This window comes from Actinomadura luzonensis (assembly GCF_022664455.2).
Taxonomy (GTDB): domain Bacteria; phylum Actinomycetota; class Actinomycetes; order Streptosporangiales; family Streptosporangiaceae; genus Nonomuraea; species Nonomuraea luzonensis.
Genome location: NZ_JAKRKC020000001.1, coordinates 1,092,475 through 1,115,017, shown reverse-complemented (window position 1 = coordinate 1,115,017; position 22,543 = coordinate 1,092,475). Strand labels below are relative to the sequence as shown.

The following is a 22,543-nucleotide window of genomic DNA, read 5'->3' as shown; positions in this document are numbered from 1 at the left end:
GCAAGCGGAAGGGGTGGCACCGGTGGGGCTCTCAGCGGTCACCGTGCTCGGCGTGGACAGGCCCGGCGTGATCGCCGCGGTCACCGGTTCGCTCACCGACTGCGGCGCGAACATCCAGGACTCCACCATGACGCTGCTCGGCGGGCACGTGGCGATGATGCTCCTGGTCTCCGGCGACCTCGACGGCGAGGAGCTGCTCAAGCGGCTGCGGGCCGCCGACCTGGTGGTGACCGCCTCCGCCATCGAGGCCCGCCGGCACTTCTGCGAGGACGGCGGCGGGCTCGGCTACGTGCTCACCGTCCACGGGCCGGACCGGCCCGGGATCATCTCCGCGGTCAGCGCCGTGCTCGCCGCCGACGGCGGCAACATCACCGGCATGAGCACCCGGCTCACCGGGCGGCTGTACGTGCTCATCGCGGACGTCGAGCTGCCGAAGGAGGTGGACGTGGCGGCGCTCATGCGCAGGCTCGCGGCCGTCGGCGCCAGCCTCGACTCCGAGATCACCTTCCGCCCCGTCGAACCGGACCTGCTGTGACCGGGCCCGGCGGAAGACCGGCCCCCGCGGGCCCGCCCGGCGTGCTGCGCGCGCCGCACCCCGTCCTGTCGGCCGTGGCCGAGCCGGTGGACCCGGCCGCCCCCGACACCGTGGCCGCCGCCGCCGCTCTCCTTGCCGCCCTGCGCCGCGCCCCGGCCACGATGGGCCTCGCGGCCCCTCAGATCGGCCTCAGCCGCCGTCTGATCGCTTTCGACACGGGACTCCACCCCCGGAGCCGTTCGTGGGCCGGAGAGCGCGTTCTGGCCAATCCGCGCCTCGTCGGCGCCTCCCATTGGGACCATGGACGCGAGGGGTGCGCCTCGATCCCCGGGCTGACCGCGGACGTCCTGCGTGCCACGCGTATCACCGTACATGGGCATGTGCCAGGCACCGGGGAGGCCGTCACCATCGAAGCCGATGCCTTCGAAGCTCGCTGCATTCAGCACCAACTGGACCATCTGGACGGTCTACTCTTCTTGGACAGAGTGCCAGGAGCCCTATCACTTCACATCAGACTTCACAGTTGTGACGCTTGATGCGAAGTTGTGCTCCTCGGAAGCATGGTCCGTTTCGTATGATTGCGGCGCCCCCGTAGCCCAATGGCAGAGGCAAACCCCTTAAAAGGGTTGACGTGCGGGTTCGAATCCCGCCGGGGGCACCTGCTTCTACCATTGGAAATACGTTTTCCGGCCACCGGTCGACCCCGGGAACTCGGCAGCACCCCCGTTCGTTGTCAACGCTGCCGAAGTCCCACTAGAACATCGATCTGAGCGCGAGTTGACCAAGGTGCCGCCCGGCTCCGTAGGCTCGGCGACACAGGAGGCAGCGATGGAGAGCAAGAACCCCGTTTTCAGCAGGACCCGCCACCAGGCGGGAGCATGGTCAGGGCCCGCCCCGTCCCCTGACCAGCTGCAGAACATGTACGACGCGCCGTCGTACGCCGCCCCGAGCCGGCCCGCCTACCGGACCATGACCCTCGACGACGTAGTGGTGCGCGGGTTCCTGACCCTCGGCACGCTGGTCCTGGCCGCCGCGGCGGCCTGGGTGTTGAACGTCCCGCCGGTGTTCGCGATCGGGGCCGCGGTCATCGCGATGATCCTCGGCCTGATCGCCTCGTTCACGCAGAGCACCAACCCGGCGCTCATCCTGGGCTATGCCTTCTTCGAGGGCGTGTTCCTGGGCAAGATCAGCCAGTTGTTCGAGGGCACGATCAGCGGCATCGTGCTGCAGGCGGTGCTCGGCACGGCCTTCGCCTTCGGCGCGGTGCTGACCGTCTACTCGCTGCGGGTCGTGCGGGTGACGCCCAAGCTGGTCAAGTACGGCCTCGCCGCGGCCCTCGCGGCCCTCGGGCTCGTGCTGGTCAATTTGGTGGTCGGCATCTTCAACGGCGTCGGGCTCGGCCTCCGCACCGACAGCCCGATCGGCTGGGCGTTCAGCATCGTCATGATCCTGATCGGCTGCTTCTTCCTGCTGCTCGACTTCGACTCGATCGAGCAGGGCGTGCGCCAGGGCGCGCCGGAGAAGTTCGCCTGGCAGTGCGCGTTCGGCCTGACGCTGAGCCTCGTCTGGATCTACCTCGAGGTGCTGCGCTTCATCAGCTATTTCAGCGACAGTGACTGATCGTCCACCTCTGCGTCACCCCTGAGGGCTCCGCGGTTCACGCGGGGCCCTCTCTTTGTGCTACCGAAAATCTACGTGCCGTCACGCATTCAAGGCAGCCGGGGGTCTTGCCATTCGGCGGATGGTGTTGCAGTGTCGAGCAAAGGACCTTAATCCGCGGAGGTGCCCATGTCCTTGAACCACTCACCGGAGACGCAGACGAAGCTGATCGCAAGGGTCCCGACGATAACGGGACGCGAACTCCCCGAGTGGTTCCAAGCCATCGACAACGGCCCGGCTTTCCTCAGGTGTGACGAGCGGGCCAACTGGCTTGCCGACGAGCACGGGCTGACCCACGGCTACGCCGCCGCGATCGTGCACGAGCACGAGCGGCACCGCCGTAACCGGATGGGCTTCATCTAAGCCCGTCGCCGATCCCGCGCCCGTGCCTCAAGCGCGGGCGCGTCATCATGAGGACCGCGTCATCATGAGGACATGGACCTCGACAAGGCACTGTCCTTCCTCCGCAGCAACCACAACGCCGTCCTGCTCACCCGGCATCGCGATGGGCGCCCGCAGATGTCGCCGGTGACGGTGGGCGTGCAGGGGCCGCACCTCGTCGTCAGCACGCGGGAGACGGCGGTCAAGACGCACAACGTCCGGCGCGACCCGAACGTCTCGCTGTGCGCCTTCACCGGCGCCTTCTACGGCGAGTGGATCCAGGTGGACGGCACCGCCGAGGTGATCTCGCTGCCCGAGGCCATGGAGCCGCTGGTGACGTACTACCGCGACATCTCCGGCGAGCACCCCGACTGGGAGGACTACCGGGCCGCGATGGTCCGCGACCGCCGTGTGGTGCTGCGCATCACGCCCGTCCACGTCGGCCCGGACCGGCACGGCTGATCCCGCCCCGTCCTCCTGATCCCGCCCCGTCCTCCTGATCCCACGCCGTCGCGGCGCCCGCTCGCCCGGCGGGCGCCGCGACCGCGCGCTCGTCAGCTCAGGCGCTCCAGGAGCATGGCCATGCCCTGGCCGCCGCCCACGCACATCGTCTCCAGGCCGATGGTCTTGTCGTGGTGCTGGAGGCCGTTGAGGAGGGTGGAGGTGATGCGGGCGCCGGTCATGCCGAACGGGTGGCCCACCGCGATGGCGCCGCCGTTGACGTTGAGCCGGTCGAGGTCGATGCCCAGCTCCTGGTAGGACGGGATGACCTGGGCCGCGAACGCCTCGTTGATCTCGACCAGGTCCACGTCCTCGATGGCCATCCCGGCCCGCGCGAGCGCCTGCCGGGTGGCCTCCACCGGGCCGAGGCCCATGATCTCCGGCGACAGGCCGGAGACGCCGGTGGAGATGATCCTGGCCAGCGGCGTGATGCCGAGCTCGGCGGCCTTGACGTCGCTCATGATCACCACGGCGGCGGCGCCGTCGTTGAGCGGGCAGCAGTTGCCGGCCGTGACCGTGCCGTCCGGGCGGAAGACCGGCTGGAGCGCGCTCACCTTCTCGTACGTGGTGCCCGGCCGCGGCCCGTCGTCGGCGCTCACCACGGTGCCGTCGGGCAGCGTGACGGGCGTGATGTCCTTGGCCCAGAAGCCGTTGGCCAGCGCCTTCTCGGCCAGGTTCTGGGAGCGCACGCCGAACTCGTCCTGCTCCTGACGGCTGACGCCGCGGAGCTGGGCGACGTTCTCGGCGGTCTGGCCCATCGCGATGTAGACGTCGGGGATCTGGTCGTCCTCGCGCGGGTCGTGCCAGGTCTTGCCGCCCTCGGTGTAGGACTTGGTGCGCGCCAGCGCGTCCAGGAAGAGCGGGTTGTGGGTGTCGGGCAGCGAGTCGGAGTTGCCCTTGACGAAGCGCGAGACGGTCTCCACGCCCGCCGAGACGAACACGTCGCCCTCGCCCGCCTTGATGGCGTGGAAGGCCATCCGGGTGGTCTGGAGCGAGGAGGAGCAGTAGCGGGTCACGGTGGTGCCGGGCACGTCGTCGAGCCCGAGCAGCACCGCCACCACGCGGGCCATGTTGAAGCCCTGCTCCCCGCCGGGCAGGCCGCACCCCAGCATGATGTCGTCGATCGCGTGCGGATCGAGCTGGGGCACCTTGGCCAGGGCCGCCCGGATCATCTGCACGGTCAGGTCGTCTGGCCTGATGTCCTTGAGCGACCCCTTGAAGGCTCGTCCGATGGGCGAACGCGCGGTCGCGACGATGACTGCCTCGGGCATGGCCCCTCCTTTGTCGGCGGCTAATAGTAGAACTATATTCCAGTTCTTTGCGCAAGCCCCGCCGCCCCCCGGAACGGGCTTACCCGTACATACCCGGCGCGTTCGCGGTCTGGTCGTTCACCGCGTGCAGGGCTCCCTTCTCGTCGCGCCACAACCTCCAGCCGTCCTGGCTGCCGGTGAACCACGGCGGGGGCGCGCCCGCCGGGGAGATCCGCTTGCCGGTGGCGAGGTCGTACTCGCAGATGGCCGCCGTCGAGTAGAAGCCGGGCGGCTGGCCCTTCAGCGGCAGCGGCTTGGGGTCGGTGACGCAGAAGGACCAGCTCCGCTCCTGGTCCACCGCCACCGGCTTGCCCGAGGCCAGGTCGAAGGCCGAGCCCTTGGCCTCGTGCTTGAGGAAGCCCAGTTTGTCCATGCGCTCGGGGAAGGCCAGCCACCAGCCCGAGCCGGGCACGTCGGCCGCGGTGATCTGGCCGACCACCCGCCCGGACTCGGAGTCGAGCCGGGCGAAGCCGCCGTAGGCGCCCTGCCGGTCCACCGGGCGCACCACCGGCGCGTAGCCGGGGTTGCCGCTGGGGTAGACGCGCACGACCGAGGGGCGGATCCAGTTGATGGTGCCGTCGGCGATCTTCACCGAGAACAGCCCGAACGTGGACACCCGCCTGCTCTGCGGGTTGGTGTAGGGGGCGACGTAGCCGACCAGGTTGTCGCCCGCCGCCCCGAACGCCCAGCCGCCCGACAGGTCGATGCCCGGCCCGAGCGCCTGCTCGATCGGCTGCTGCCACTGCAGCTTGCCGCTCTTCAGCTCGTACGACTCCACCGTCGGATCGTCCGACAGCCGCAGCAGCAGCACCCGCCCGGCGTCGGACCACTCGACCTCGGAGATGCCGGGCAGCTTCCACACCTGCTTGCCGGTGAGCGGGTCGAGCACCACCATGCGGGCCTTGGCCAGCGCCGTGTGCTCCGACAGGCACACGTAGCGCCCGCAGCGCTGCGGCCCGAACGTCGAGTGCACCGGCCGGGTCCACTTCTGCACCCCGGAGTGGGCGTCGCGGGCCACCAGCGTGGCGTTCCAGCGGCCCTTCCGCGCCGGGTCGAGCGCCACCACCACCGCCTCGCCCCCGGCGGTCTCGACGATCGCGGGGGCCGAGACGCCCATGCCGGGCAGGCGGCCGGCCATCGTGGCCGGGTACGCCCACAACCGCCGCCCGTCGCGCAGGCGGACGGCCACGGTCTCCAGGGAGCCGTCGGGCTTCATCGAGGTCGTGGTGACGACCCCGGCCGCCTCGGCCATCCGGCTGACGGCGTTGACCTGAATGTTGTGCCAGGTGGGGAAGGCGGGGGTGGTGGTGGCCGCGTCGCTGCCCGAGCAGCCGGCGACCGCGAGGCTCCCGGCTAGGGCGACGGACGGTTTCCAGAGGGGCCGGAGCACGGGCAATACCCTCCAAAGGGACGAGGAGTGACGGCTCGCGCGCGGACGGTGACCGGGTTCGGGCGCGGCGGAGGACCCGCCACGCCGGGACGGGGCGGGGCCGGCGCGCGACGGGCCGCTCGCGGCGCCTGAGCGGAGTCAGGCGTCGTTGAGCTGCTCGCCGAGCCGCCGGCGGAACAACGCGGCCCACTTGCCGTGCAGCCCCGTAGCCCGCCCGTCGACCCGGGTCGCGGTGACCTCGGTGCCGGGCTCCTCCGCGGCCGTAGCCGCCGCGAGGTAGATCGGTTGCAGTGCTTCGCGGCGCGCGGGGCGCGGCTCAGGCCACAACCCCAACGCAGCGCACACTGACGGTAGCACCGCGTAAGCGGCCTGCGCGTAACCTCGGGCAGATGGATGGAAACGATCCGGTCCGAACATCTCTGTCGGATTCGTATCGAATTCGGGGCCGAGGACGTCGGCGAAGGCCACCGTCCGGCCGCCGGCGTCCACCACCGCGACCGTCTGGGCCGCCGCGAGCTGCCGGCTCCAGCGCCGGGTCACCCAGCGCAGCGGCTGCGCGATGGGCCGCACCGTGCCGAGGTCGGGGCAGGTGCCGACGATCACCTCGATGCCCGCGTCGCGCAGCCGGCGCACCGACTTCGTCAGGTGGCGCACCGCGGTCGCGGGCGGCGTCTGGGTGATGATGTCGTTGGCCCCCACGAAGATCACCGCGACGTGCGGCTCCATCGCGAGCGCCTGGTCCACCTGCTCGCCCAGCTCCGCCGACGACGCGCCCGACTTGCCCGCCACCAGCAGCCGCACCGGGCGCTCGGCCACCGCCGCCAGGCCGTTGGCCAGCAGCACGCCGGGCGTGTGGGCGGGATCGGTCATGCCGAGGCCGACGGACGTGGAGTCGCCCAGCATGGCCAGCCGGAGCGCCTGGCCCGGGAACATGCCGTAGGTGCCGTCGGACGGGGGCCCGTCCATGCCGTGCGGGCGGCCGATGGCCTTGCGCGCCAGCAGTCCCTCGGCGATCAGCAGTCCGTACGCCGTGGCCCCGAGAGCCGTCAGCCCGCCCCCTCCGAGCGCCGCGGCCGTGGCGATCCTGCGTGCGGCGCGTGCCATCCCAGCTGCCCAGACCACGTACGTCCCTCCCTGGTCGAACTCGGCGGTAGCGTTTGCTTGGAAACTAGCCGAGGGCCTGCCACCCCCACTGGATCTCGGCCTTCCGGACGCTGATCAAGCTTTGGCAAAGAAGGTGAACACCTCGGTGCGCGTTTACGATTCCCTGGTCGACCTCATGGGGAACACCCCGCTCGTCCGGCTGCACAAGGTGAGCGCGGGGCTGCCCGCCCAGGTGCTGGCCAAGGTCGAGTACTTCAACCCGGGCGGGTCGGTCAAGGACCGCATCGCCGTCCGCATGATCGAGGCCGCCGAGAAGTCGGGCGCGCTGCGCCCCGGTGGGGTCATCGTCGAGCCCACCTCCGGCAACACCGGCGTCGGGCTGGCCATCGTGGCCCAGCAGAAGGGCTACCGGTGCCTGTTCGTGGTGCCCGACAAAGTCGCCCAGGACAAGATCGCGGTGCTGCGCGCGTACGGGGCCGAGGTCGTGGTCTGCCCCACCGCCGTCTCGCCCGACCACCCCGACTCCTACTACTCGGTCTCCGACCGGCTGGCCCGCGAGGTGCCCAACGCCTGGAAGCCCGACCAGTACTCCAACGTCGACAACCCCGAGTCCCACTACCACTCCACCGGCCCGGAGATCTGGGCCGACACCGAGGGCGGCGTCACCCACTTCGTCGCCGGCATCGGCACCGGCGGCACGATCAGCGGCACCGGCCGCTACCTCAAGGAGGTCTCCGGCGGCCGGGTGAAGATCATCGGCGCCGACCCCGAGGGCTCGGTCTACTCCGGCGGCAGCGGGCGCCCGTACCTGGTGGAGGGCGTCGGCGAGGACATCTGGCCGGCCACGTACGACACCACCATCTGCGACGAGATCATCGCCGTCTCCGACAAGGACTCCTTCACCATGACCCGCCGCCTGGCCCGGGAGGAGGGGCTGCTGGTCGGCGGGTCGTGCGGCATGGCGGTCGTGGCGGCGCTCCAGGTGGCGGCGCGGGCCGGCAAGGACGACAAGATCGTCGTGCTGCTGCCCGACGGCGGCCGCGGCTACCTGTCGAAGATCTTCAACGACGACTGGATGGCCGACTACGGCTTCCTCACCACCACCTCCGACGAGGGCCTGGTCGCCGACGTGCTGGCCCGCAAGGGGCCGGGGCTGCCGGAGTTCGTGCACGCCCACCCGCACGAGACCGTCAGCACGGCCATCTCGATCATGCGCGAGTACAGCGTGTCGCAGCTCCCGGTCATGAAGGAGGAGCCCCCGGTCATGGCGGCCGAGGTGGTCGGCTCCATCGTCGAGCGCGATCTGCTCGAAGCCCTGTACCACGGCAGGCTCTCCTCCGATGACCCGATCGCTGATCATATGTCCGCGCCGCTACCCACGATCGGCAGTGGTGAACCTGTGGCCCGTGCGGTGGAAGCGCTGGAAAAGGCCGACGCGGCGGTCGTCCTGGAGGACGGCAAGCCCGCCGGGCTGATCACCCGGCAGGACCTGCTCGCCTTCCTGGCCAACCACTAGGGCTTCCTGATCGACTCGATCACGGTGCCGATGCCCTCCTGGCCGCGCCCCTCGGCGTCGGCCCGGTCGAACAGCGCCTTCAGCGCGGCCGGCACCGTGGTCTCCAGCCCGGCGTCCGTCAGGGCCTCCACCACGTGGCCCATGCCGACGGCCTGCATGTGCAGGGAGTTCTCGCCGCCCGGGTGCCGGCCGGCGGCGATCTCCTCGCTGAGGATCTTCGCGTACCCCATCGGGCCGTCGCCGCCCAGCTGGGCGAACAACGTCCGCGCGTACGGCAGGAACTCCAGCGGCCCCACCCCGGACGTGCCCAGCAGCGCCTGGGCGTGCATGAGACTGGTCAGGCTCGACCAGAACATCAGCAGCTGGGCCTGGTAGTACATCATCGCCAGGCCCTGGTCCGCGCCCACGTAGGTGATCTCGCCCAGCGCCGCCAGGGTGGCGGCGTGCCGGTCGAGGACGTCCTTCGGACCGCTGTAGAACGTGTACGCCCCCGGCCGGCCGATCCCCGGCGGCGGCACCATGACGCCGCCCGTGATCAGCGTGCCGCCGCGCCCCGCCACCCGGCGGGCCGCCTCGCGCAGCCGCTCCGGGGTGTCCGAGCTGAGGTTCACCACGACCTTGCCGTCCAGGCGCTCGTCGCCGAGGCTGTCGTACATCGCCTGGTAGCTGATCTGGCTCACCACCAGCAGCTCGCCGTCCGCCGCGGACGCCGCCCGGCGCGCTCCCCGGGACAGCAGCGGCTCTGCCTTGCTCGCCGTACGGTTCCACACCGCCACCTCGTGGCCCGCGTCCAGGAACGTCGCGGCCATCTTCGATCCCATCGGGCCCAGCCCGACCACCGTTACTTCACTCATGCCCGCAACCCTTGAACAAGGCGCTACGGAAACACTTCCGAACGGCTACGGGTTGGCAAGGGCATGGTGCGTTTCGGGGTGCTCGGGCCGCTGGCGGTCTGGGACGAGGACGGGCGGGCCGTCCACGTGGCCGAGGCCAAGGTGCGGACGCTCCTGGCCGACCTGCTCGCGCACGGCGGCGGGCCGGTGCCGGTGGACCGGCTCGTGGAGGACCTGTGGGGCGAGCGGGCCGGCCGCAACCCGGTCGGGACGCTGCAGGCCCGCGTGTCCCAGCTCCGCAGGGCGCTGGGGGAGCCGGGGCTCGTCCTGCACGGGCCCGGCGGGTACCGGCTGGGGCCGTACGACAGCGACGCCGCCCGCTTCGAGGGCCTGCTCGGCCGGGCCGCCCGCGAACCGGACCCCGCCCGGCGAGCGGGGCTGCTGCGCGAGGCGCTGGGGTGGTGGCGGGGGGCCGCCTACGCCGACTTCGCCGACGAGCCGTTCGCGCGGGCGGCGGCCGCCCGGCTGGAGGAGCGGCGGCTGGCGGCGCTCGAGGACCTGGCCGAGGTCCGTCTCGACCTCGGCGAACACGCCGCCCTGGCGGCGGACCTGGCGGAGCTGGTGGCCCGGCATCCGCTGCGTGAGCGGCTGCGGGCGGCCCACCTGCGGGCCCTGTACCTGTCGGGGCGGCAGGGGGAGGCGCTGGCCGCGTACGAGGGGGTGCGGGGGCGGCTGGCGGAGGAGCTGGGGGTGGACCCGGGTCCGGAGCTGACCGCCCTCCACCGGGCCATCCTCCGTCACTCCCCCTCCCTCCACCCACTCTCCTCGGGCCCGCTTCCCTCGGGTCCGTCCCGCCAGGGCTCCTTTCCGCGAGGGCCGTTCCCGGAGCCGGGCGGGGTGCCGGGTGGGCGGGGGAACCTGCCCGCGCCGTTGACCTCCCTGGTGGGCCGTGCGGAGGCGGTCGGCGAGGTGCGGGGGTTGTTGCGTGCTCATCGCCTGGTGACGCTCACCGGGCCGGGCGGGGTGGGCAAGACCCGGCTGGCGCTGGCCGTCGCCCGCGACGCGGTGCCCGAGGGCGGCGCGTGGCTGGTGGAGCTGGCCGCGTTGCCGCGCGGCGCCGGGCCGGCCGAGGTGGCCGAGAGCGTCGCCGCCGTGCTCGGCGTCCGCGACGACGCCGCCGCCTGCGTGACCGAACGCCTGGTGTCGGTCCTGCGGAGCCGGGAGACGTTGCTGGTGCTGGACAACTGCGAGCACGTGGTGGAGCCGGTGGCGGAGCTGGTGGCGTGGTTGCTGCGGGCGGTGGCGGGGCTGCGGGTGCTGGTGACGGGTCAGGAGCCGTTGCGGATCGGGGGGGAGCGGGTGTGGCAGGTGCCGCCGCTGGAGGCTTCGGCGGCGGTGGAGTTGTTCGCGGCGCGGGCGGGGGTGGCCGTGGATGCGGGGGTGGCGGCGGTGTGCGCGCGGTTGGACGGGTTGCCGTTGGCGGTGGAGCTGGCGGCGACGCGGGTGCGGGCGTTGGGGGTGGCGGAGCTGGCGGCGCGGCTGGATGACCGGTTCGGGGTGTTGACGGCGGGGTTGCGGGATGCGCCGGCGCGGCAGCGGACGTTGCGGGCGATGATCGATTGGAGCTGGGAGCTGCTGGGCGGGGCCGAGCGGGTGGTGTTGCGGCGGTTGGCGGTGCAGGTGGGCGGGTGTTCGCTGGAGGCGGCCGAGCGGGTGTGCGCGGAGCCGGGGGTGGAGGTGCTGGAGGCGCTGGCCCGGCTGGTGGAGCGGTCGTTGGTGGTGCGGGCGGGGTCGCGGTACCGGTTGCTGGAGTCGGTGGCGGCCTACGGCAGGGAGCGGCTGCGCGAGGCGGGCGAGGAGGAGACGATCACGCTCCGGCACGCCCGCTACTACGCGGACCTCGCGGAACGGGCGGACCTGCGGGGCCCGGGGCAGCGCGAATGGCTGGCCAGGCTGGACGCCGAGAGCGCGAACCTGCGGCAGGCGCTCGCGGGGCCTGAGGCGCTGCGGCTGGTGAACGCGCTCGCCTGGTACTGGATCCTGCGCGGCCGGCTGGGCGAGGCGCGCCGGGCGCTGGCGGGGGCGCTGGCGGCGTACGACGGCGGGGATCACGGCGGGGATCACGGCGGGGATCACGGCGGGCGTCAGGGCGGGGACCCCGATGGGGAAGGTCGCCGGGCGGCGGCGCGGGCGTCGGTGTGGCTGGCCGGCGTCGAGATGTTGCTCGGCGAGCCCGGCCCGCCGGTCCGGTGGGGCGGGCTGGACGCGCCGGGCCGGGCGCTGGCCGACTGGCTGCTGAGCCACGTCCGCTGGGCGTACGGAGACCGCGTGGCGCACGAGGCGGCGGCCGACCGGGCGCTCGCCGCGTACGAGGAGCTGGGCGACCGGTGGGGCGTGGCGGCGGCGCTGTGCCTGCGCGCCAAGCTCGCCGTCGGCCGGGCCGACCTCGACGCCATGGAGCGGGACGGCGAGCGGGGCCTCGCGCTGTTCAGGGAACTGGGCGACGAGTGGGGCCAGATCGAGGCCATGGACGTGCTCGACCGGGCGGCCGAGATCCGCGGCGACTACGCGCGGGCGGCCCGGCTGCGGGAGGAGGGGCTGCGGCTGGCCGAGGAGCTGGGGTTCGAGGTGTCGTTCAAGCTGGCGGCGCTCGGCCGGATCGCGTTGCTGACCGGCGACCACGCGCGGGCCGACGACCTGCACGAGCGGGCCCGGCGGCTCGCGGTCGAGCAGGCCCACCGGTCCGCCGAGGAGAACGCCCTGCTGGGGCTGGCCCTGAGCGCGCGGCGGCAGGGGCGCTACGCGGAGGCGGAGGCGTACCTGGGGCCGGTGCTGGACTTCCTGCGGCGGGTCCGGGGGACGCCGGGGATCGCGTTCGTGCTGGCGGAGCTGGGGTTCGCCGCCGAGCAGCGGGGCGAGGCGGAGACGGCGCTGCGGCGGCAGCGGGCCGGCCACGAGGCCGCCCTGGCGACCGGCGACCCCCGCGCGGTCGCCCTGTCGCTGGAGGGGCTGGCGGGCGCGCTCTCGCTGTCCGGCGACGAGCTGGAGCCGGGCGCGCCGCAGCCGGGCCGGCGGGGGACGGATGGGTCGGAGCCGGGCGGCTGGCAGGGGGTGCGGGCGGCTCGGATGCTGGGGGCGGCGGCGGGGATCCGGCGGGCCGTGGGGGCGCCGCTGCCGCCCGGGGAGCGGTACGACGTGACCCGCGTCGCCGCCCGCCTGCGCGCCGCCCTGGGCGAGGCCGCGTTCGCGGCGGCGTACCGGGAGGGGGAGCGGGACCCGGCCCGGGAGCAGGCCGGATTCGCGCCGGAGGAGGGGCTGCTCAGGGAGAGGGCGCCTGGCTCAGGGGAGGGGGAACTCGGCGGTGACCTCCCAGGCGCCCTGCGGGGACGGTCCCGCGCGGAGCCGCCCGCCCAGGGCCTCCACCCGCTCGGCCATCCCGACCAGCCCGAACCCGCCGCCCAGACGCGACACCCGCGGGTCTGACGCCGAGCCGAAGTTGCGCACCCGCAGCACCACGGCCCGCTCGTGGCGCCGCAGGTCGGCCTCCACCCAGGCGGTCCGCGCCGCGTGCTTGCGGACGTTGGTCAGCGCCTCCTGCAACACCCGGTGCAGGGTGGTCATGACCTCGGGCTGGAGGGTGTGGTCGTCCAGCCCGGGGCCGATCTCGAAGGCCACCTTCGGCCCGTCGGCCGAGAACCGGTCGGTGAGCATCCGCAGGTCGGCGAGGGTGACGCCGGGCCTGCGGGCGGCGTCCTCCTCGGCGCGCAGCACCGTGACCATGCGCCGCATGGAGGTGAGCGCGTCCGAGCCGGCCAGGGCGATGGCGTCCAGCGCGGGCAGCACCGCCTCCGGCCGCTGCTCGGCCACGGTCCGGGCGGCCTGCGCCTGGACGACGATGCCGGTGATGTGGTGGGCGACCAGGTCGTGCAGTTCGCGGGCCAGCTCCAGCCGTTCGGCCCGGCGTACCGAGTGCACGGCCTCCGTCCGGCGTTCCTGCTGGAAGCGCAGGTAGCCGCCCGCCCCCGCGGCCAGCGACCACCCGGCGAACAGCAGGAACGAGAACGCCAGCCCCGCCCCCCGGTAGTCGCGCCCCACCGCCTCCGCCATCAGCACGACGAGCCCGCCGCCGGCCAGCGCCACGGCCCGCTGCACCGGTTCGACGTGCCGCAGCACGCCGATGAGGAGGATGAGCAGCGCGCCGGTCTCCGTCATGCCGGGGACGCCGTCGAGGTCGGCGCCGCCGACGACGGCGGACGTCGCGAAGGACAGGGTCAGCATGACGGCGTAGCCGTCGGCGCGGTGCCTGCGCCGCAGCGCCACGGCCGCGATCCCGGCCACGCCGCAGAGCAGCACCAGCCACTGCAGGCCGCCGACGGTGATCGCGAACGCCAGATCCACCATGAGCATGAGGCCGAGCCAGCCGAACATCGCCCATTCGCTCAGCCGGCGGACCCAGTAGATGAGGCGTGTGTTGTCCCCCACGCCCCTGAGCCTAGGACTCAGGTCGGACATCTCGTATCAACCGTTCGGCCGAGCCGGGCGCCCGGCAACCAGCCCTTCAGGGGAGGCGGCGGCGGGGAGGCGTGACGGATGCTGGAGAGGTCGGAAAGGGGACGGACATGGTTGCCATCGGGTTCGCGTTACTGGGGGTCGGGCTGGTCGTCGCGGTGCTGCTCGCGCTGGCCGACCCCGTGCTGGTCTCCCGTCTCGACGGGGAGCCGGCCGGGAGGACCGGGAAGCCGGGAACGTCAGAGGAGTCCGGCGTGGTGCGGCTCGCACCGCGCCAGGCAGGCGGCGGCGACCGCCGCGCGTCCGAGGCGGCCTGAGAGAACCGGCTCGCGCGGCGGGCATGGCGCGCGAGCCGCACGGGCGGCCGTCGGGGGACGGCGCCGCACGGCGGCCCGCGGTCCGGTGGGGACGGGACCGCGGGCCGCCGTCCGCACATGAGACCCAGGGCCGCGGGCCGCATCTGAGAGGGCCGCGGGCCGCCGCCCTTCCTGGGCGCCGGGGCCGGGCGGGCGTCCGTTAACGTGGCCCTATGAGCAACGGTTTTGAGACCCTGGCCATCCACGCAGGTCAGGAGCCCGACCCGCAGACGGGCGCGGTCGTGCCGCCCATCTACGCCACCTCCACCTACAAGCAGGACGGTGTGGGCGGCCTGCGTTCGGGATACGAGTACAGCCGCTCGGCCAACCCCACCCGCACCGCGCTGGAGGAGGCGCTGGCGGCCGTGGAGGGCGGCGCGCGCGGGCTGGCGTTCGCGTCGGGGCTGGCCGCCGAGGACACCCTCCTGCGCGCGGTCTGCAAGCCGCAGGACCACGTCGTCATCCCGAACGACGCCTACGGCGGCACCTACCGGCTCTTCGCGAAGGTGCACGAGCGGTGGGACCTCCACTACGACCCGGTCCCGCTGCACGACCTCGACGCCGTGGCCGCCGCGATGACGCAGAAGACGAAGGTCGTCTGGGTCGAGACGCCCACCAACCCGCTGCTCGGCGTCGCCGACATCGCCGCGCTCGCGCAGCTCGCCCACGACAACGGGTCGCTGCTGGTGGTGGACAACACCTTCGCCTCGCCGTACCTGCAGCAGCCGCTCGCGCTCGGCGCGGACGTCGTCGTGCACTCCACCACCAAGTACGTGGGCGGCCACTCCGACGTGGTCGGCGGGGCGCTGATCGCCGCCGACGCCGGGCTGGGCGAGGAGCTCGCCTACCACCAGAACGCCATGGGGGCGGTGGCCGGGCCGTTCGACGCCTGGCTGACGCTGCGCGGGCTGAAGACGCTCGCCGTGCGCATGGACCGCCACTGCGACAACGCCGAGCGCGTCGTCGACCTCCTGCTCGCGCACCCGCGCGTGACCGGCGTCCTCTACCCGGGCCTCGCCGAGCACCCCGGGCACGAGGTGGCGGCCAAGCAGATGCGGCGCTTCGGCGGCATGGTGTCGTTCCGCGTCGCCGGGGGCGAGGCGGAGGCGGTGGCCGTGTGCGACCGGGCCAGGCTGTTCACGCTGGGGGAGTCGCTCGGCGGCGTCGAGTCGCTGATCGAGCACCCGGGCCGGATGACGCACGCCTCGGCGGCCGGGTCGCCGCTTGAGGTGCCGGCCGACCTGGTGCGGCTGTCGGTGGGCATCGAGACGATCGACGACCTGCTCGCCGACCTCACGCAGGCGCTCGGCTGACGGCCGGGCCCGCCGTCAGGTGGGGACGACCATCAGGAAGAGGATCACCAGCCAGATCACGGACAGCAGCCCGCTGATCGCGGCGATCCGCCCGTTCTGCACCTTCGCGTCGTCGGTGGCCTCCTCGCTGGAGAGGGCCTTCACGGCGGTGCGGAGGTCGCGGTCGATGATCACGAGCAGCACGGCCGCCACGATGAACAGCGTCATCGAGGCCGTCATGTACCACTTGCCGAGCAGCCCGTCGCCGAGCACCGCGCCGAGCGCGAGCCCGAACACGAACACGCCGATCGCGCCGATGCTGTAGACCCGCGTCATGCGCTGGATGTTCTGCAGCGCGGGCACGTTCTTGTTCCTGATGACGCGGGGCGCGGCCATCGTCGCGGCGGTCACCGGGCCGATGGTGAAGATGGCGAAGCCGATGTGCAGCCAGAGAAGCAGGGACGACATGCCGCTGAGACTAGTCCCCGACGATCTCGGCCCGTGACTCGACACTCTCTTTGCTCACCGTGGAACAGCGCATGATGAGCTCCATGGCCGCGATCGTCACGGCCATCATGACGATGAGAAGAATCATGGCAATCATGGGCTCACCTCCTTCCCCGTGTCGGACGTAAATATCGTCCGGAATGACTAGACGGTCGTGCAACGGAATAAGTTCAGCGCGGGTATGGTTGGACACCGTTCCGTTTTGCTTACCGTCAGGGCACAAGGGGGTGCCGTCCGTGGCCATCAGGCATGTCGAGCCGTACAGCGACGAGTGGCTGCAGCAGCCGATCAGCTATGTGCGCCAGGTCGTCGATCAGCTCGGAGCCGAGGTGACGGACTGGTGGGAGGGCCCTTGCGACCCGCGCGACGCCACGCTCCTGCTCGCCGACGGCGGCGCGCTGGTGTGGGACGAGGAGAGCGGCTGGCGCCTCGGCGGCTACGTCGCCGGCGGCCCCGGCCGTCACACCGAGCTGTCCGGCGTCCGCTACCTGGGGCACGGCCTGCTGCCGCGCCCCGAGAGGGTGCCCGAGGCGCTGGCCGACGCCCGCGCCGGGGTGGGGGCCAGCACGGCCTGGCGCCCCTGCTACCGCTCCCACCGCAACTGCCGTGACGGGTTCGACCTGGCGCTGGCCTTCTACGCCCCGCTCGTCGGCGCCTGAGCCCGCGCGAGGCCGCCGAAGAAGCCGCGGATGTCCTCGACCAGCAGGTCGGGGGCCTGGACGGAGGCGAAGTGCCCGCCCCGGGGCGGCTGCGACCAGCGCACCACGCGGTGCGACAGCTCGGCCAGCCCGCGCAGCGCCTTGTCGCCGGGAAAGACCGCCACGCCCGTCGGCACGCCTGAGGGCGCCGGACGGGCGCCCCAGCCCTCGTCGCCGCTCTCGTAGTACAGGCGGGCCGCCGAGCCCGTGGTCGAGGTCAGCCAGAAGATCGTCAGGTCGGTGAGGAGCACGTCCCGGTCCACCGGGGCCTGCTCGCTCCTGCCCGGGTCCCAGTCCACGTACCACTCCAGGTTCCAGGCGAGCTGCCCCGCCGGGGAGTCGTTCAGCGCGTACGCCAGGGTCTGCGGCCTGGTGGACATCTGGGTGGCGTAGCCGGAGTGCGCGCGCCACCACTCCTGCTGCTGCCCGGCCCGCTCCCGCTCGGCCGGCGACAGCTTCTCCAGCTCGTCGGGGCCGACCGGGGTCGAGGCGTTCACCAGGGCGTTCACGTGCACGCCGAGGACCTGGCGCGGCGCCAGGCGGCCGAGCTCGGGCGCGACCAGGCTGCCGAAGTCGCCGCCCTGGGCGCCGTAACGTTCGTAGCCCAGCAGCCGCATCAGCTCGGCCCAGGCCCGCGCGACCCGGTTCACGCCCCAGCCGGGCTCCCGGGTGGGGCCGGAGAAGGCGAAGCCGGGCACGGACGGGATCACGAGGTGGAAGGCCGGCGCGCCCTCCGCGCCGTGCCCGCGGGGGTCGGTCAGCGGGCCGATGACGTCGAGGAACTCGTACACGGTGCTCGGCCAGCCGTGCGTGACGATCAGCGGGACGGCGTCCGGCTCGGGGGAGCGGACGTGCAGGAAGTGCACGTTCTGGCCGTCGATGGTCGTGGTGAACTGCGGGAAGGAGTTGAGCCTGGCCTCGTGGCGGCGCCAGTCGTAGCCGGTGTGCCAGTAGTGCACCAGCTCGCGCAGGTAGCCCTCGGCGACGCCGTACGACCAGCCGGCGCCGGGCAGCTCGCCGGGCCAGCGGGTGCGCGCCAGCCGGGCGTTGAGCTCGTCGAGGTCGGCCTGCGGGATGTCGATGTGGAACGGTTGCGGCGTCTGCATGCCTCCAGTCCTACGGCCGAACGAGGAAGGACAGCTTCCTCGTTCGGTCGTTCGGCGTCGGCGGGCCGCCCAGGTCAGGCCGAGCGCAGCACGAGCAGGATGTGCTCGGCGTCGCCGTGCCGCACGACGCCCTCCCGCTGGAAGCCGTGCCGTTCGAGCAGCCGCACCGACGCGGTGTTGCCCTCGTACGGGTCGGCGTACAGCGGGCGGACCTGCTCCTCGTCCAGGAACAGCCCGAGCGCGCGGGTGCCGATGCCGCGGCCCCAGAACTCGCGGCCCATCCAGTAGCCGATGAAGCGCCGCTCCTCCTCCCACCACGCCACCAGGTTTCCGGCGACCTGGCCGCCGACCTCGATGGCGCGCACCCGGTTGGCCGGGTCGCCGAGGACCCGGGTGCGCCAGTGGGTGAGGAAGCGCTCACGCGGCCGGGCCGGGAAGTGCGACCTCCGGCCGGCCTCCGGGTCCTGCTCCTGGGCCAGGAACACCTCCAGGTCCGATTCCTGCACGTCTCTGAGCCGCACGTCGTCCATGACGAGAGAGTCTGGCAGGCGGCACCGACAGAATCAGCGGGCCCGGCGGAGGCGCAGGAAGTCGCTGACCACGTACTCGCCCAGCCGGTCGGCGCTCGGCGAGAACACCCGGCCGCCGTTGCGCCGCGCCACCTCGTCCACGAACTCCTTCAGCCGGTCGTCGGCGGCCAGCATGAAGACGTTGATGGTGGCCCGCCGCCGGGTCATCTTGTCGATCTCGGCGAGCGTGAGCTCCAGCGTCTCGTGCGAGGGCGGCCACTCGAACGCCGAGCGGCCGTTGCGCATGAGGTGCGCGGTGGGCTCGCCGTCCGTGACGACCAGGACCACCGGCTCGAAGTCGGGGTGCCGGTCGAGGTGGCGGCCGGCGATGAGCAGGGCGTGGTGCAGGTTCGTGCCCTGGACCATGTCCCAGTCGAGCCCGGCCAGCTCGTCCGGCTGCAGCACCCGCGCGTAGTTGGAGAAGCCGATGATCTGCACGGCGTCCTGCGGGAACTTCGAGGCCACCAGCGCCTGGAGGGCGAGCGCGGTCTGCTTGGCGGCGGCCCAGGTGCCGCGCAGGGCCATCGAGTACGACAGGTCCACCAGCAGGCACACCGCCGCGGCCGTGCGGCGCTCGGTCTCGGCCACCTCGAAGTCGTCCACGGACAGCCGCACGCGCGCGTCGCCGGTGGCGACGCCGCCCCTGCGCACGCCGTTGACCAGGGTGCGGACCACGTCGATCGGCTGCTCGTCGCCGAAGCGCCACGGCCGCGAAGAGCCGGTCAGCTCGCCGGCCGAGCCCGCGTCGTGCTGGTCGTGGTCGCCGCGCCGGCCCGCGTCGAGCGAGGAGAACACCCGGCGCAGCGCGGTCTCGCCGAGCCGCCGCACCGCCTTCGGGGTCAGCTCCAGCTTGCCGCGGCGGCGCAGCAGGTAGCCCTGCTCCTCCAGCTCGCGCTCGATGCGCTTGAGCGCCTCCAGGTCGTCCACCGCGCTGCGGCCGAGCGCGCGGCGCACGGCGGCCTCGTCGACGTCGTCCAGCCGGGCGCCCGGGTAGTCCTGGCGCAGCGCGGTCTCGAGCTGGGTCAGGTCGGCCAGTTCCTCCAGCGCGGTGACCGCGTCGCCCATGCCCAGGGGCTCGTCGCCGGTGAGGCGTTCGGGGGCGTTCCAGGCGAGGTCGGGACGGCGGGCGTACAGGGACTCGCCGAGGCGGCGCATCTGGTCCGACAGGCCGGCCTGCTCCAGCGTCTGGTTGATGAGGTTGCTCAGCTCCTCGCGCTGACGCGGGGTCATCGAGGCCAGCATGCGCTGGGTGGCGGCGGCGCGGCGGGCCAGGATGTCGACCAGCTCGTCCAGGTTGCGGGGCTTCTCCGGGAACAGGTCGCCGTACTTGTCCATGAACGCGGCGAAGTCGTCCTGGGTGTGCTCGCCCCGGCTGTCCTTGTCCAGCATGTCGTTCAGGTCCGACATCATCTGCCGGACGCGTTCCATGGCCTGCGGGTCGGGGTTGGCCAGCGCGTCGCGCAGCCCCCTGAACTGGGCGTCCAGGACCTCGCGGCGCAGCAGGTCGCGCAGCTCCTCGAAGGTCTGGCGGGCGGCGTTGGAGCGCCACTCGTACGTGCTCAGCTCCTGGATGGCGCTGGCCGTGTCGTCGGGCAGCGCGTCGAGCCCGGCCTCGCGCAGGCGGGCGTCGTCGGACGGGTCGGGGAACAGCTCGGCCCGCTCCTGCCCGATGGCCTTGTCGAGCAGCGCCCGGGCCTTCTCCAGCGTGCCGTCGAGCCGGCCGCGCTCGCGCAGGTCGCGGCGGCGCCGCCGGACCTCCCGCAGCATGTCGTCCAGCCCGCGGCGGTCCTGGGCGCCGGGCAGGCCCCGCTTGAGCAGGTCGCGCAGGGCGTGGACCGGCGTCGAGCCCGACAGGATCGCGTCGCCCATCTCGTCGAGCGCCGCCCGCACGTCGTACGGGGGAGCGAGGGGGTCGGGGCCGTCGTGGTACTCGCCATAGCGGTAGGCCATCACCACACCACGCTAACCCGGAATGTCCGTCTCCGCGCCCCCCGCGGGCCGCCTGGCCCTACGCGTCCCCGAACACCTCCCAGACCTCGTCGATGCCGCCGGTCTCCGGCGACCAGCGGAGCTGGGCGAGCACCGGGTGCTTGACCGGCTTCAGTGCCCTGGTCAGGTCGGCGGGGGTGCAGGACTTCTTGCCGAGGCCGTCGCGGCCGGCGTTGACGGGCCGGCCGGCCAGCCAGCCGTCGCCGCAGCGGGCGGTGGTCCGGTAGAAGGACGTGAGGTAGGAGTAGCCCAGCTTGTACGTCTTTCCGCCGCTCGCGAACAGCACCGTGCGGTCGTCGACGCGCTTGATCGTCCCGCGTCCGGTGCGCGGGTCCGGCCACTTGTCCACCAGGATCTCGTTGACCTTCACGGCCTGCCCGCCCCGGTACTCCACGCGCAGCGGCGCCGGCCCGCGCTGGAGCGCGGCGGTCAGGTCGGCGGGCGCGCACGCGGTGCGGCCGAGGCCCTTGGCGTCGACCGCGACCCGCCCCTCGGTCTCCTTCAGGTCGCAGGCCACGGTGACCCGGCCGAAGGCGGCCTTCGCGTAGCCGAGCCGGACCTCCCTGGCCCCGGCGACGGGCTTGAGCCGGTAGCCGAGGAAGCCCTTCCGCTTCACGAACGTGGCCGACTTCGGCACGATCCGGAGGTGGCCGGCGCCGTCCGGCCACGCGTACCCGTACACGACCCGGTTCGCCGTCGCGGTCGCCTGCGCGGGCACGGCGAAGGCGCCCACGGCGAGAGCGGCGGCGGCACAGACAGCGGCACGGACAAGCGAACGGCGCATGGGTGGTCTCCCCCGTCAAAAGCGATCAGCCAACCACTTTGACGCGAAAGACCCCGCAAGCGTTCACGTGCGGTAGACGGCCGTCCCGTCAAGGTCTTCCTTCGACAGCCGCCGCATGAGGTAAAGCCCCTCCAGCGCGAACTCCAGCGCCGCCGCCGCGTGCCCGGGCGACTCCTCGCCCGCGCCCATGCCCAGCCTGGACATGATCCTGGCCAGCCCCGGCACCGGGCCCATGCGGTGCAGCAGCTCACCGGCCGGGATCAGCTCGCCGGACTCGACCTGGGTGCCCTCGGCGAACTTGTCGGTCACCGCCGACAGGTCCATGCCGCCCAGCCGGCCGCGGAACGTCTCGGCCGTCGCCCGCCGCAGCAGATGGGCCAGGATCTCGGTCTCCCTGCCCTCCTCGCTGACCTCGAACTCGACCTTGCCCCGCAGGCTGTGCACCACGCAGGCCAGGTCGACCACGCGCGTGACGGCCTGCTCCTCGCCCGCGATCGCGGCGCGGCGCACGGCGGAGGCCATGGCCGTCTCGGCGGCGGCGATCGAGAAGCGCGCGGACACGCCGGAGCGGGCGTCCACGGCCGTGGACTCGCGGACCAGCCGGGTGAAGCGGGCGATCACCTCGATCAGGTGCTCGGGGAGGTCGGCCCCGATGTCCGGCACGGACTCCTGGCGGATGAGCGTCAGCTCGTCCTCGACGGTCAGCGGGTAGTGGGTGCGGATCTCGGCGCCGAAGCGGTCCTTCAGCGGGGTGATGATCCGGCCGCGGTTGGTGTAGTCCTCGGGGTTGGCGCTGGCGATGAGCAGGAGGTCGAGCGGCAGGCGCAGGTTGTAGCCGCGCACCTGGATGTCGCGCTCCTCCAGCACGTTGAGCAGCGACACCTGGATGCGCTCGGCGAGGTCGGGCAGCTCGTTGACGGAGAAGACGCCCCGGTTGGTGCGCGGCACGAGGCCGTAGTGGACGGTCTCGGGGTCGCCCAGCGTGCGCCCTTCGGCGATCTTGATGGGGTCGACGTCGCCGATCAGGTCGCCGACGCTGGTGTCGGGGGTGGCCAGCTTCTCGCCGTAGCGCTCGTCGCGGTGCTTCCAGGCGACCGGCAGCTCGTCGCCCAGCTCGCGCGCCAGCGCGCGGCAGCGGGTGCAGACCGGCGCGTACGGATGGTCGTTGATCTCGCACCCCTCGACGACCGGCGTCCATTCGTCGAGCAGCCCGGTGACGGTGCGGATGAGCCGGGTCTTGCCCTGGCCGCGCTCGCCCAGGAGGACCAGGTCGTGCCCGGCGAGGAGGGCCCGCTCCAGATGCGGCAGGACCGTTTCGTCGAAGCCGACGATGCCGGGGAAGCGCGGCTCACCCGCCCGCAGCCTGGCCAGCAGGTTCTCCCTGACCTCGGCTTTCACGGTGCGGTGGACGTGGCCGCTCTCCCGCAGCTCGCGGAGAATACGTGGCTGTGGCTGATGCACGGGTTCGAGACTACGTCCCCTGAGGGGAATGTGGCAGGGCCTT

At 72.8% G+C, this 22,543-nt stretch carries 21 protein-coding genes, 1 tRNA gene and 1 pseudogene; 11 read left to right on the top strand and 12 right to left on the bottom strand.

The window, feature by feature from the left end; genetic code table 11:
* The first annotated feature begins 22 nt into the window (after positions 1 to 22).
* The 6 genes from MF672_RS05220 to MF672_RS05200 all read left to right on the top strand — a co-directional run bounded on the left by MF672_RS05220 (position 23) and on the right by MF672_RS05200 (position 3,037).
* On the top strand, positions 23 to 535 hold the full coding sequence (locus MF672_RS05220) for a glycine cleavage system transcriptional repressor (RefSeq protein WP_242381033.1): 513 nt from the start codon (positions 23 to 25) through the stop codon (positions 533 to 535).
* Positions 532 to 1,071 carry a peptide deformylase gene (locus tag MF672_RS52020; RefSeq protein ID WP_407654702.1) on the top strand — a complete coding sequence of 180 codons (540 nt, stop codon included), beginning with the start codon at positions 532 to 534 and terminating at the stop codon, positions 1,069 to 1,071. Before MF672_RS05220 ends, MF672_RS52020 begins: the two co-directional genes overlap by 4 nt.
* A 49-nt stretch (positions 1,072 to 1,120) precedes the next feature.
* Positions 1,121 to 1,193, top strand: a tRNA-Leu gene (locus tag MF672_RS05215).
* A gap of 170 nt (positions 1,194 to 1,363) precedes the next feature.
* Complete coding sequence (locus tag MF672_RS05210) at positions 1,364 to 2,155, top strand: Bax inhibitor-1/YccA family protein (RefSeq protein ID WP_242381032.1); 792 nt, start codon at positions 1,364 to 1,366, stop codon at positions 2,153 to 2,155.
* A gap of 168 nt (positions 2,156 to 2,323) precedes the next feature.
* Positions 2,324 to 2,557 (top strand): DUF4287 domain-containing protein, encoded by a 234-nt coding sequence (locus tag MF672_RS05205; protein WP_043628756.1) that lies wholly within the window; start codon positions 2,324 to 2,326, stop codon positions 2,555 to 2,557.
* 72 nt (positions 2,558 to 2,629) lie between these two features.
* Positions 2,630 to 3,037, top strand: a complete 408-nt coding sequence (locus MF672_RS05200; protein ID WP_242381031.1) for a PPOX class F420-dependent oxidoreductase — start codon at positions 2,630 to 2,632, stop codon at positions 3,035 to 3,037.
* A 92-nt stretch (positions 3,038 to 3,129) separates the two neighbouring features.
* On the opposite strand, the gene MF672_RS05195 is transcribed toward MF672_RS05200, so the two are convergent.
* From MF672_RS05195 to MF672_RS05185, 3 genes are all read right to left on the bottom strand, one after another.
* Entirely contained in the window at positions 3,130 to 4,347 is a 1,218-nt protein-coding gene (locus MF672_RS05195; RefSeq protein WP_242381030.1) for an acetyl-CoA C-acetyltransferase, read from the bottom strand.
* Between the two features lie 79 nt (positions 4,348 to 4,426).
* Positions 4,427 to 5,776: an outer membrane protein assembly factor BamB family protein gene (locus MF672_RS05190; protein ID WP_242381029.1), complete on the bottom strand. Its 1,350-nt coding sequence runs from the start codon at positions 5,774 to 5,776 to the stop codon at positions 4,427 to 4,429.
* Positions 5,777 to 5,914: 138 nt separating this feature from the next.
* Positions 5,915 to 6,880, bottom strand: coding sequence for an SGNH/GDSL hydrolase family protein (locus MF672_RS05185; protein WP_242381028.1), 966 nt, complete (start codon positions 6,878 to 6,880; stop codon positions 5,915 to 5,917).
* 145 nt (positions 6,881 to 7,025) lie between these two features.
* Between MF672_RS05185 and MF672_RS05180 the strand changes: the two genes are divergently transcribed.
* Positions 7,026 to 8,396 (top strand): cystathionine beta-synthase, encoded by a 1,371-nt coding sequence (locus tag MF672_RS05180; protein WP_242381027.1) that lies wholly within the window; start codon positions 7,026 to 7,028, stop codon positions 8,394 to 8,396.
* Here MF672_RS05180 and MF672_RS05175 read toward each other — a convergent pair.
* Complete coding sequence (locus tag MF672_RS05175) at positions 8,393 to 9,250, bottom strand: NAD(P)-dependent oxidoreductase (RefSeq protein WP_242381026.1); 858 nt, start codon at positions 9,248 to 9,250, stop codon at positions 8,393 to 8,395. The genes MF672_RS05180 and MF672_RS05175 overlap by 4 nt on opposite strands.
* 63 nt (positions 9,251 to 9,313) lie before the next feature.
* Between MF672_RS05175 and MF672_RS05170 the strand changes: the two genes are divergently transcribed.
* Entirely contained in the window at positions 9,314 to 12,712 is a 3,399-nt protein-coding gene (locus tag MF672_RS05170) for an AfsR/SARP family transcriptional regulator (protein ID WP_247815165.1), read from the top strand.
* On the opposite strand, the pseudogene MF672_RS51925 reads toward MF672_RS05170, so the two are convergent.
* Positions 12,635 to 13,336: pseudogene (locus tag MF672_RS51925) on the bottom strand (sensor histidine kinase); the annotation flags it as partial. The gene MF672_RS05170 and the pseudogene MF672_RS51925 overlap by 78 nt on opposite strands.
* A 512-nt stretch (positions 13,337 to 13,848) precedes the next feature.
* Between MF672_RS51925 and MF672_RS05160 the strand changes: the two are divergent.
* Both MF672_RS05160 and MF672_RS05155 read left to right on the top strand, forming a co-directional pair.
* The gene (locus MF672_RS05160) at positions 13,849 to 14,055 is read left to right on the top strand and encodes a hypothetical protein (protein ID WP_242381760.1); all 207 of its coding nucleotides are present in this window, start codon (positions 13,849 to 13,851) and stop codon (positions 14,053 to 14,055) included.
* Positions 14,056 to 14,267: 212 nt separating this feature from the next.
* Entirely contained in the window at positions 14,268 to 15,407 is a 1,140-nt protein-coding gene (locus MF672_RS05155) for a cystathionine gamma-synthase (RefSeq protein ID WP_242381761.1), read from the top strand.
* Between the two features lie 15 nt (positions 15,408 to 15,422).
* Here MF672_RS05155 and MF672_RS05150 read toward each other — a convergent pair whose 3' ends face one another.
* Together MF672_RS05150 and MF672_RS51235 are read right to left on the bottom strand one after the other, a co-directional pair.
* Positions 15,423 to 15,854 carry a hypothetical protein gene (locus MF672_RS05150; RefSeq protein ID WP_242381762.1) on the bottom strand — a complete coding sequence of 144 codons (432 nt, stop codon included), beginning with the start codon at positions 15,852 to 15,854 and terminating at the stop codon, positions 15,423 to 15,425.
* 10 nt (positions 15,855 to 15,864) lie between these two features.
* A complete protein-coding gene (locus tag MF672_RS51235) occupies positions 15,865 to 15,990 on the bottom strand; it encodes a hypothetical protein (protein ID WP_302893161.1) in 126 nt (41 codons plus the stop codon).
* Between the two features lie 139 nt (positions 15,991 to 16,129).
* Between MF672_RS51235 and MF672_RS05145 the strand changes: the two genes are divergently transcribed.
* Entirely contained in the window at positions 16,130 to 16,552 is a 423-nt protein-coding gene (locus tag MF672_RS05145; protein WP_242381763.1) for a DUF6292 family protein, read from the top strand.
* Here MF672_RS05145 and MF672_RS05140 read toward each other — a convergent pair.
* The 5 genes from MF672_RS05140 to MF672_RS05120 all read right to left on the bottom strand — a co-directional run bounded on the left by MF672_RS05140 (position 16,528) and on the right by MF672_RS05120 (position 22,500).
* Complete coding sequence (locus MF672_RS05140) at positions 16,528 to 17,697, bottom strand: epoxide hydrolase family protein (RefSeq protein ID WP_242381764.1); 1,170 nt, start codon at positions 17,695 to 17,697, stop codon at positions 16,528 to 16,530. The genes MF672_RS05145 and MF672_RS05140 overlap by 25 nt on opposite strands.
* 74 nt (positions 17,698 to 17,771) lie before the next feature.
* Entirely contained in the window at positions 17,772 to 18,227 is a 456-nt protein-coding gene (locus tag MF672_RS05135) for a GNAT family N-acetyltransferase (RefSeq protein WP_242381765.1), read from the bottom strand.
* A 33-nt stretch (positions 18,228 to 18,260) separates the two neighbouring features.
* Positions 18,261 to 20,216, bottom strand: a complete 1,956-nt coding sequence (locus MF672_RS05130) for a vWA domain-containing protein (RefSeq protein WP_242381766.1) — start codon at positions 20,214 to 20,216, stop codon at positions 18,261 to 18,263.
* Between the two features lie 58 nt (positions 20,217 to 20,274).
* Complete coding sequence (locus MF672_RS05125; protein ID WP_242381767.1) at positions 20,275 to 21,039, bottom strand: hypothetical protein; 765 nt, start codon at positions 21,037 to 21,039, stop codon at positions 20,275 to 20,277.
* A gap of 63 nt (positions 21,040 to 21,102) precedes the next feature.
* The gene (locus MF672_RS05120) at positions 21,103 to 22,500 is read right to left on the bottom strand and encodes a sigma 54-interacting transcriptional regulator (protein ID WP_242381768.1); all 1,398 of its coding nucleotides are present in this window, start codon (positions 22,498 to 22,500) and stop codon (positions 21,103 to 21,105) included.
* Positions 22,501 to 22,543: the final 43 nt, after the last annotated feature.